This is a genomic window from Paraburkholderia tuberum STM678 (assembly GCF_902833905.1).
Classification (GTDB): domain Bacteria; phylum Pseudomonadota; class Gammaproteobacteria; order Burkholderiales; family Burkholderiaceae; genus Paraburkholderia; species Paraburkholderia tuberum.
Genome location: NZ_CADFGP010000067.1, coordinates 25,550 through 35,143 on the forward strand (window position 1 = coordinate 25,550; position 9,594 = coordinate 35,143).

Annotated in this window: 6 protein-coding genes and 4 pseudogenes; 7 read left to right on the forward strand and 3 right to left on the reverse strand. The window is 58.9% G+C overall.

Annotated elements, in window-relative coordinates; all coding sequences use genetic code 11:
- Nucleotides 1-680: 680 nt before the first annotated feature.
- From HWY30_RS34950 to HWY30_RS34970, 6 genes and pseudogenes are all read left to right on the forward strand, one after another.
- The gene (locus HWY30_RS34950; protein ID WP_090812278.1) at nucleotides 681-1,793 is read left to right on the forward strand and encodes an IS110 family RNA-guided transposase; all 1,113 of its coding nucleotides are present in this window, start codon (nucleotides 681-683) and stop codon (nucleotides 1,791-1,793) included.
- Nucleotides 1,794-2,145: 352 nt separating this feature from the next.
- A pseudogene (locus HWY30_RS34955) lies at nucleotides 2,146-3,036 on the forward strand (IS630 family transposase); the annotation flags it as partial.
- A 119-nt stretch (nucleotides 3,037-3,155) separates the two neighbouring features.
- Entirely contained in the window at nucleotides 3,156-4,502 is a 1,347-nt protein-coding gene (locus HWY30_RS34960) for an IS4 family transposase (protein WP_090812277.1), read from the forward strand.
- Nucleotides 4,503-4,511: 9 nt separating this feature from the next.
- A pseudogene (locus HWY30_RS42120) lies at nucleotides 4,512-4,733 on the forward strand (IS630 family transposase); the annotation flags it as partial.
- Nucleotides 4,730-4,972: a DUF6429 family protein gene (locus HWY30_RS34965; RefSeq protein WP_090812276.1), complete on the forward strand. Its 243-nt coding sequence runs from the start codon at nucleotides 4,730-4,732 to the stop codon at nucleotides 4,970-4,972. The pseudogene HWY30_RS42120 and the gene HWY30_RS34965, both read left to right, overlap by 4 nt.
- 106 nt (nucleotides 4,973-5,078) lie before the next feature.
- Nucleotides 5,079-5,249, forward strand: a pseudogene (locus HWY30_RS34970) (IS110 family RNA-guided transposase); the annotation flags it as partial.
- Nucleotides 5,250-5,411: 162 nt separating this feature from the next.
- Here HWY30_RS34970 and HWY30_RS34975 read toward each other — a convergent pair.
- The 3 genes from HWY30_RS34975 to HWY30_RS34985 are packed head-to-tail and all read right to left on the reverse strand — an operon-like array spanning nucleotide 5,412 to nucleotide 8,618.
- The gene (locus HWY30_RS34975; RefSeq protein WP_090812274.1) at nucleotides 5,412-6,419 is read right to left on the reverse strand and encodes a tyrosine-type recombinase/integrase; all 1,008 of its coding nucleotides are present in this window, start codon (nucleotides 6,417-6,419) and stop codon (nucleotides 5,412-5,414) included.
- Entirely contained in the window at nucleotides 6,412-7,362 is a 951-nt protein-coding gene (locus HWY30_RS34980; RefSeq protein ID WP_090812608.1) for a tyrosine-type recombinase/integrase, read from the reverse strand. Before HWY30_RS34980 ends, HWY30_RS34975 begins: the two co-directional genes overlap by 8 nt.
- A complete protein-coding gene (locus HWY30_RS34985; protein WP_167368835.1) occupies nucleotides 7,359-8,618 on the reverse strand; it encodes a site-specific integrase in 1,260 nt (419 codons plus the stop codon). Before HWY30_RS34985 ends, HWY30_RS34980 begins: the two co-directional genes overlap by 4 nt.
- A 185-nt stretch (nucleotides 8,619-8,803) precedes the next feature.
- Between HWY30_RS34985 and HWY30_RS34990 the strand changes: the two are divergent.
- Nucleotides 8,804-9,457: pseudogene (locus tag HWY30_RS34990) on the forward strand (transposase); the annotation flags it as partial.
- Nucleotides 9,458-9,594: the final 137 nt, after the last annotated feature.

Sequence of the window (9,594 nt, forward strand, 5' to 3'; positions counted from 1 at the left end):
AACAGCAACACAGCTCGTCGGCACTGTCATGGTGGAGTTGTCTGGCAGCGGTTACGCAAAGCCGCATCACGGTGTTCGTGCTCGATATGTGTGCTCTTTTTGGCTGCGCTTGGGCGCAGCACAGCCAAGCGTGGACACATTTACGCCTTGCTTGCTCCAAGATTGCAAGCCGAGTGGCGGATCGCCAGCCCGTCGATCCATCGACCGGCTGACCTCGCCAATCGACATGTCCTTTCTCGTCAACTGGTTGCGCGTTTCCGTCCATTGCGAACGGAAGAACTACGATGACCGTTGGTAATCGTGCGAAGCCAGGAACATCGTTGTGAAAAGCGACTGGTATCTCGATATCGGAGTTTGCATTATGATCAGGAATGCGAATGCAACAGGCGTGAGCAATCACGGCGCGTGCCGCAGTCAGTGAAGTGCGAGCCCCGCGCTGGTTCAGCAGTAGTGGCGCAGGTTAATCATCGTATAGGCAAGCGTCTTGAACGCGTAGTGAACGTCACTGATGCGTTCAAAGCGCAGCAGCAGACGGCGGAACTTGAAAATCATCTAGACATAATGGTCGCTGCTGAGTGAAGACCGCAGGGGCCCGTCTCGGGTATCGTGGGTTGCGCACCGAAGTGTGCCGAGCCACATACGCCTGGGTGGGCCAGGCGCAGAACTTCAGGAGACGGGCCATGGACAAGATTATCAAGTTTTTTGTCGGATTGGACGTGCACAAGGACACCATCTCGATTGCGGTGTGCGAACCCGGTCGGGAGCCTGCCCGGTTTGTCGGAACCATCCGTCACGACGTGGCGGCCGTGTTGAAGGTTCTGCGCAAGTACGGCGAAGCTGCACAGGTCAGTGTGGTATACGAGGCCGGGCCAACCGGCTATGGCTTGTATCGCGAGCTCACTGATCGTGGTTATCAGGTCGAGGTGATCGCTCCGTCGCTGATCCCACATCGAGGCGCAGACCGGATCAAGAACGACCGGCGCGACTGCCTGCGCCTGGCTGAACTGTCGCGTGCCGGCGAACTCAAGGCGATCTGGGTACCCGATGCCGCGCACGAAGCACTGCGCAATCTGTGGCGTGCCCGCGAAGATGCCGTGAACATGCGGCTCAAGGCGCGTCAGCAACTGAAGGCATTCCTCCTGCGCCATGGACGTGTCTATCCCGGCAAGACAGCATGGAGCCGCATGCATCTGCGCTGGATTGCCGATCAGCGGTTTGAGCAATGCGCCGACCAACTGGCGTTTGCCGAATATCAGCATGCCGTCGAGGACACCCACGCTCGCGTGGAACGCCTCAGCGGTGCACTGGAGCACAGCGCACTAAGTGAACAGGTCGCATCGGTAGTAGCTGCACTACGCGCCCTGCGCGGCATCGACACCGTCAGTGCCATCGGACTGGTAGCCGAGATCGGCGATATCGGGCGTTTTGCTACTGCCCGCCAGCTCATGGGCTACCTCGGACTGGTGCCCTCCGAGCATTCCAGCGGCGCCAGTGTGCGACGCGGTGCGATTACCAAGACCGGCAACGCGCACGCGCGTCGACTGCTTACCGAATCAGCCTGGAACTACCGGTTCGCACCACGCTTGAGCAACGAGCTGCGCACACGCCAGCGAGCGCTCGCGCAGCCAATCCGTGAACACGCCTGGAAGGCGCAGGTTCGCCTGTGCGCGAGGTTCCAGCGACTGCGTAGCCGCGGCGTCCAGGCCAACAAGGTATGCGTCGCCGTAGCGCGCGAACTGGCCGGCTTCGTCTGGGCGATCGCCCGCATGGCACCGTCTTGCGCGCCGCACTGAATGACAGCAGGGCATCAAATAAAAGGGTAATCCGGCGATGCGGTACGGCTCACGATAGGAAGAATCCTCGTCGACACTACGTACAGAAGGCCTGCGGGCAACCTGCGTCACTAGAGCGAGGCAGCTTCCCTGACGGATCGATGCACGGTGGTAACCAACCCACGGATATCAGTCTGATCCATCGTCGCTGCAACGGACTTGTGCCGCATCGTCCGATTACCCTTGGGATTCAATAACTGTTTCTCTTATTGACACGCAGCGACCATATCAGTGTCCTGAGTTAAAAATTCATTGAATGATGCCGATCACGTACTAAAGTGTCCTGTGTAGCACTTGATACGCGGAGGCAACGATGAGTGGACGGTCCAAAGGGGAACTCGTGCTGAGCGATTCGGAGCGCGAAGACCTGCAAGCGCTGACGATGCGACGCAAGACCGCGCAGGCCCTGGCATTGCGGGCGCGCATCGTGTTGGCCTGTGCCGATGGCATGGACAACAAGACAGTTGCGGCGAAACAGCGGGTCACACAGCAAACGGTTTCGAAGTGGCGGGCGCGATTCGTGAGCCATCGTGTGGACGGCCTGCTTGATGCACCACGGCCCGGCGCACCGAGGACGATTGATGACGCGCGCGTCGATGCGGTCATCGCGAAGACGCTCGAGTCCGTGCCTGTCGGAGCGACTCACTGGAGCACGCGCACGATGGCTCGCGAAATGAAATTGTCGCAGACGGCGGTCACACGAATCTGGCGTGCTTTTGGCTTGCAACCGCATCGGCAGGAGACGTTCAAGCTCTCCAGCGATCCGATGTTCGTCGACAAGGTGCGGGATATCGTCGGGCTTTACCTGGACCCGCCGCTCAAGGCCATGGTGCTGTGCGTGGACGAGAAGAGCCAGATTCAGGCGCTCGATCGCACGCAACCCATGTTGCCGTTGGCACCCGGCATCCCTGAGCGACGTACCCACGATTACATGCGCCACGGTACGACCACCCTGTTCGCGGCGCTGGACATCGCTACTGGTGAAGTAATCGGCGAGGTACATCGGCGCCATCGCAGCAGCGAATTTGTGCGCTTTCTGCGCACCATCGAAGCCAGCGTGCCGTCTTACCTGGAGGTGCATCTGGTAATGGACAACTATGGCACGCACAAAACGCCCTCGATCAAAGCCTGGTTCGCTCGTCATCCTCGCTTCCATGTTCACTTCACACCCACCTCGGCGTCGTGGCTTAACCAGGTCGAACGCATCTCGTTATACAGAAGTGGCGCAGTAGGAGACGTTTGTCCGAAAGCGCATTGAGCAATGAACATGCGTGATGGGGGTTGTTAACGGCCTGAATTTCGCGTTTACTCTCGACTTTTCGAATGCAGATTCGTAATGAGCCGGGAGCGTGGGTGGACGAGGAATTTGAAACATTGGATCTTGGTGACCCGCGGCGGGACCGTCGGGCGAAGGAATTGCTGAAGCGGTTTGCCGCGCGTCCCACTGCGAGTATTCCGGGTGCCTGTGAGGGCTGGGCCGAGACCATGGCGGCGTACCGCTTTCTGGGCAATGAGCACATCGACTGGCGCGACATGATGCAGCCGCACTGGGAGCGCACCGCTGCGCGCATGGGCGAGTTACCGGTAGTCCTGTGCGTGGCTGACACAACGGAGCTGAACTTCAACGGCCAGGACATCGAGGGGGCCGGCCCGCTCAGTTATGAAGCGCAGGTTGGCATGTATCTTCACGCGACCTATGCGGTCACACCGGATCGCGAGGCGCTGGGTGTCATGAACGCCTGGATGTGGGCACGCGAGCCGCGCGACGAAAACGGCCAGCGTGGCGGCGTGTGCGAGAGCGTTCGATGGATCGAAAGTTATGAGATCGTGGCGCAGCAGGCAGCAACCCTGCCGGGCACGCGGCTGGTATATGTGGCCGATCGCGAGGGTGATATCGCGGCGCTCATGCAGCGTGCGCAGGAGTTGGGCGAACCGGCCGACTGGCTGATCCGCTCCCAGCACAACCGCGCACTCAAGGATGAAGCAAAACTGTGGGAAACGGTACACGCGAGCGAGGTGCTCGGTCATATCAGCTTCGTGCTGCCCGGGCGGGGTGGCCAGAAGGCGCGTGAAGTGAAGCAGGAGCTGCGTGCACAGCGCGTGACGTTACCCGGGCGCGGCGGCGTCGAGCTGAGCTGCATTGAGGCATGTGAAGTGGATGCGCCCACTGACGTGAAGCCCGTCGTCTGGCGCCTGCTGAGCAACCGCGAAGTGCACGATACACATGCGCTCACCGAACTGATCGACTGGTACCGCGCGAGGTGGGAGATCGAGATGTTCTTCAACGTGCTGAAGAACGCCTGCCGGGTTGAAACGTTGCAGCTCTCGCAGATGGAGCGCGTGGAGAAGGCGCTTGTGCTGTATATGGTGGTGTCCTGGCGTATCGCACGGCTTATGCGGCTGGGCAGGACCTGCCCGGAGCTGGATGCTTCGCTGTTCTTTGAGGCTGACGAGATACACGGCGCTCACGTGCTCTCCAAGAAACCCCGCCCGAAAAAGCCACCGACGCTTAACCAGATGATACGGATGATTGCATCACTGGGCGGATTCCTCGGACGCAAGGGTGATGGTGAACCCGGCGCGAAGACACTGTGGATTGGCATGCAGCGTGTCATGGATGCGGTGATCACCATCCAGATCCTGCGCGACGGCTACGATACTTCTGTATAAGGAGATGGGCTTAACCAGGTCGAACGATGGTTTGCCGCGCTCACTGAAAAATACCTTCGACGCGGTACGCATCGGTCGACACGTCAACTCGAAGACGCGATCCGTCATTATCTGGATGTCTATAACGCGAACCCCAAACCGTTTGTCTGGAGCAAGTCGGCCGATGAGATCCTGGCCAGCCTCGAACGGTTTTGTGTGCGCGTCCGCAAGGCTGCGGCAGGAGCATCATGAATATCAATACCGACGCAATTGATGAAGTTTCCCTCGCGCTCCTCTACCTGACCCTGCATGACCGATACCGTGCATGGAAGGGCTTCGACTGGGATGTGCTGAACCGGCTCCATGAACGAGGCCTCATCGAAGACCCAGTCAACAAGACGAAGTCCGTGATCTTTACGGAAGAAGGACTGCGCGAGTCCGAGCGACTTTTTAATCAGCACTTTGTCATTCCGGAAAGAACAGAGAATTGATTCAACGAACTTCTAACTCAGGACACTAGCGGGCCTTCCGCCGCCCTTCGGAGCGGCCGGGGTTAAAGTGAGTTTGCCAAGCACTTTGACCGGAAGGAGGTTCACCATGAACTATAGTGGCATTGACCTGCATTCGAACAACAGCATGGTTACCGTGATCGATGAAACGGACCGGATCGTGGCTCAAAGGCGCCTGCCCAACGACCTGACGAAGATCCTGGATTTCCTTGCGCCGTGGAAAGACGGGCTTGCTGGCGTCGTGGTCGAGTCGACCTTTTATGGACGCCCCGGAATTATGCACGGTTTGTAGTTGAGGACAACGGAGCGCGCGGCGTGGGTGCCGATATGAATCGAAGTACGGGACCGTGCCGCGCGAGCTTTTGAATTCCTGAGCATTGCTGGGCCAACCGATCCGATCACTTCACGCGGCCGAGCATAATCACAAGCCCTCGAGAAACTGCAGCACGCGGTCGGTGGGCCGGTAGCGCCGTTGCCTGCTGTGGGGCAATTGAAGCGTACTGAGGGCTCTTTCCTTCATTGCCAGGTCTGCCTCTATGTACATGTGCGCGGTCGCTGGGTTCTCGTGACCCAGCCACAGCGCAATGACCGTGAGGTCAACGCCAGCCTGAAGCAGGTGCATGGCAGTCGCGTGCCGGACCAGGTGCGGTGAGATGCGTTGGCCCTTGAGTCCCGCGCAATCAGTTTCCACAGCCTGGTAGGCGAGGTTAAGGCGATCGGTTATTCCGGTTCGCGTCATCGGTCCGCCTGAACGATTTGGAAAGAGCCACTGTCCGGGTGAAGCGCCAATTTGCCGAAGCCAGAGCCGGATCCGGCTTGCGGTGCTGCGCCAGAGCGGGACCACACGTTCTTTGCGGCCCTTACCGTGAAGACGTACAGAAGGGCTTCGATCCAGATCGACGTCGCCAACGCGTATGCCGATAAGTTCGGATACCCGAGCGCCGGTGTTATAGAGAGTCGCCAACATCACGCGATCGCGCTGGCCGCACCATGTGTTGGGGTTGGGTGCATCGAGCAAGGCGCATATTTCTTCTCGGGAGAGGAAGCGGACCAGCGGGCGCTCGTAACGCTTCATCGGGATCGCGAGCACCTGTTGAATCGTGCCGAGCGATTCTGGTACTCGGGACGCAGCATAGTGCAGAAACGAGCGAATGGCGGCAAGCCGGAGGTTGCGGCTGCGGATGCTGTTTTGGCGAACCACTTCGAGATGGTTGAGGAAGTCGAGAACCAGTGGTGCATCAATATCGCTGAGTTCCAGGCGTTCAGGTTTCCGATGCAATCGCTGTTCGGTGAATTCGAGAAGCAGCCTCATAGTGTCGCGGTAAGCGGCCACCGTTCGCGGGCTGGCGTTACGCTGCTGTATCAGGCGCTCCATAAAGAACTGCTGCAGCAATTGCGCAAACGTCGGTGATGAGTTCAGGTCAAGCATGATTGCCTCCTTGAACGAAGTGCTCGAAGCGATCGCCTGCGATGGTCATCAGCTCAGGTATTGCCGTTATGTACCAGAACGTATCGGTGACCTGGGTATGTCCGACATAGGTGGAAAGCACCAGCATCGCATTACCGACATCGATCCCCTCCTGATACCAGCCGATAAGACGGCGGCAGATAAAGCTGTGCCTCAGATCGTGGATGCGCGGGTGCGGGTGACCTCCTCGGGCCTGCCATCCGAGCTGTGCTCGAAGACGGGCGAAGGCATATGCGATCTGACGATAGTTCACTGGCCTCCCGCGGTCTGACACGAAGAACGCGTCGGTCGTCGACGCGGGCAGCCTTTTATCCCGAATACACACATAGGTACGGAGGGCTTCGGTGGTGGTCGGATGTAGAGGAACCTGGCGGGCTTTCCGAAACTTGCTCTGACGGATCGTGAGCAGGCCGCGTTCCAAGTCCACGTCCGATCGCCGAAAGTCCAACGCCTCCGAGATACGCAAACCCGTGGCCGCAAGCAGACCGAAGACGGTTTCACAGGTAACTGGACGCAGGCTGCCGGCGGGCGGAAGTCGTCGCGCAGTATCCAGCAACGCGTCGATCTCCTCCTCCGAGTAGATATGCGGGGTCAACCGTCGATGTCCTGGTCCACAGAGTCCTGGCGATGCAATTTCGGTGGCGGGATCAAACTGCAGGCGATACTTGGCGAACGGGCTCAAGATTCTTAGCCGACCTGCTCTCGTGGTGGCTGTCGTGCGGCTGGACGAACAGGCCCAACGCAAGGCCAGTTCTTCCGTGATCGGACCGCGGTGACCGATTTGATCGGCGAAGCGTGCAAAGCACAGCAGCCGCCTTTCCTCACTCTCCAAAGCGAAGCCGAGTCGCCGGCGGCATTCGAGATAGTCCTCGACCAGGGACACCATGGTAGTGGCGCGCTTCATGTGCGTCTCCCCGGCCATGGCAAGGCAACGGTGTTGAGCCTGGGTAGATCGACTTTGACATAGATGGTCGTCGTGTTGACGTTGCGGTGGCGCAGTAGATCGGCGATGTCTTTGAGACTTGCCCCTTCCCTGAGTAGCCTTGATGCGACCGAATGGCGTAGCACATGGGTTCCGGTCCACCGCTGAGCGAGGCTACACCGGGCGTAGGCACAGCGTACGGCATTACGCACCAGGCTGGGCCCCACCGGTTCATCGCGCGGAGCGCGGTGCCGCACAAACAGTGCGCGGCTTTCCGTTCGCGGGCGCCCGAAGCGCAAATAGTCAGCGATCGCGCGCCCCGTCTCCAAAGGCAACGGCAGAAGTGTTGTGCGCTTTGCCTTCGCTTTGGCAATCCGGAGCGTCCCTTCTCGCCAATTCAAGTCATCGAGCTGGATAAAAGCCACTTCGCTCGCCCGCAGGCCCAGGTCCACCAGACAGCGAATGATCGCGTAGTCACGTCGGCCGGTTGGACACGTATGATCGAAGGAATTCACAAGCCCCGCCAGTTCTGAATCGGTAAGAGAATCCGGTAACGCCGCTAGACGCCAGTAAGCGACTCTTGGGACTGCGGCAATCAGGGGTTCGGTAGGTTGTCCGTGTATGCGACGGAAACGCAAATAACTCCGCAGACAGTCGCCAATGATTCCTGCTGTCCGGGGTTGGCAGCCCGCGGCGCGATCAGTCACGAATCGACAGATCTCATCTGGCTTGAGGCATTCAAGCGCAAGCGGCCCCCAGCCAAATCGGGCAATGAGGAATTCACGGACGTAGCGCAGACGGTAGAGACGCGTTGCTGGTGCTAGCCCCTGCACATCCTGAAGATAAGCGTCAAAGAGCCGAAGTTCTTCACTTATGAAACTGGAAACCGGCGCTGATGTCGAGGGAATGATTCCCTCCGAGCGCAGCATGTGAAGCAGATGACGCAGCGCGCGGCGAAGGTTTGCGGGGGTGCGGGGACGTGGCTTGCTGCAGTGGCAGACGGGAAGGTGCTCCGTGAGAAAGCGATGCAGCACCGTCTCGTCGATGTGATTGATAGCGATGCGTCGCGCAGTCAACCACCGTCCGAAGTGGGAGGCGCATTGCAGATAGTTCTCTTTAGTAATACCCGCATATCCGTGACGCCCCAAGTAGTCGGTGAAATTCCCGACGACGGGTCCAAGTGCGCCGTACCGCGCGCGATTGCACACGACAACTTCAGAAACGACTGGCGTGATCATGATCGCTCTCCTGAGAGATGGCGATGAAGCCATCTGGGAAGAGCAGTATCTGTTATGCAAGGTTGGCCGATGGTGAGGCGCTACCTGGCACCCAGAGGAATTGGGCGTCGCACCTCAGCATGACCGACAAACCGTGCATAATTCCCGGGCGTCCATAAAACGTTCTATAGAAATGTTTCTATAGGACGTATAACTGGTACTGGCTTGTCGATGGCTTGATGGCCGCGGGCTTTGCCGTCCATCTGGCAAATACCGCTGCCATCAAGCAGTACGAGGGCCTGAAGTATGCCGGCGATAAACGAGATGCCGTGTTTCTCGCGCATATCTTCCGCCTTGGACTACTGCCAGAAGGTTACATCTATCCGCCGGAGGAGCGAGGCCCGCGTGATCTCGCCCGCAAGCGCATGCAACTCGTACAGCAAAGCACGCTGAACACTCTCAGCATCGAGACCATCCTGGCCCGGCAGTTGAATCTGCGCCTCAACGCAGAGCAGGTCCGCCATCTCGATAGCGTGGCTGTAACCTCACTTGGTTTGCCACCGAATATCGAGACTGCCCTGGCAGCAAACCTCGCGGTCGTGCATACCCTGCAAGCACAGATCAGGGTAATCGAGTCGATACTTCATCGCGAAGCAAAACTGCGTCCCGAGTTCGCGATCCTCAAAACTGCGCCCGGTATCGGAGTCACACTCGCGACCACGATCATGCTGGAGACGGGCACCATTTCCCGCTTCCGCACTGTCGGCCAGTTCAGCTCGTACTGTCGGTGCGTTGAAAGCAGGCGCGTCTCGAAAGGCAGGAAGAAAGGCGAAGGCAACGCAAAGAACGGCAACAAGTATCAACTGGTTGCGCGTCTCCGTCCATTGCGAACGGAAGAACTACGATGACCGTTGGTAATCGTGCGAAGCCAGGAACATCGTTGTGAAAAGCGACTGGTATCTCGATATCGGAGTTTGCATTATGATCAGGAATGCGA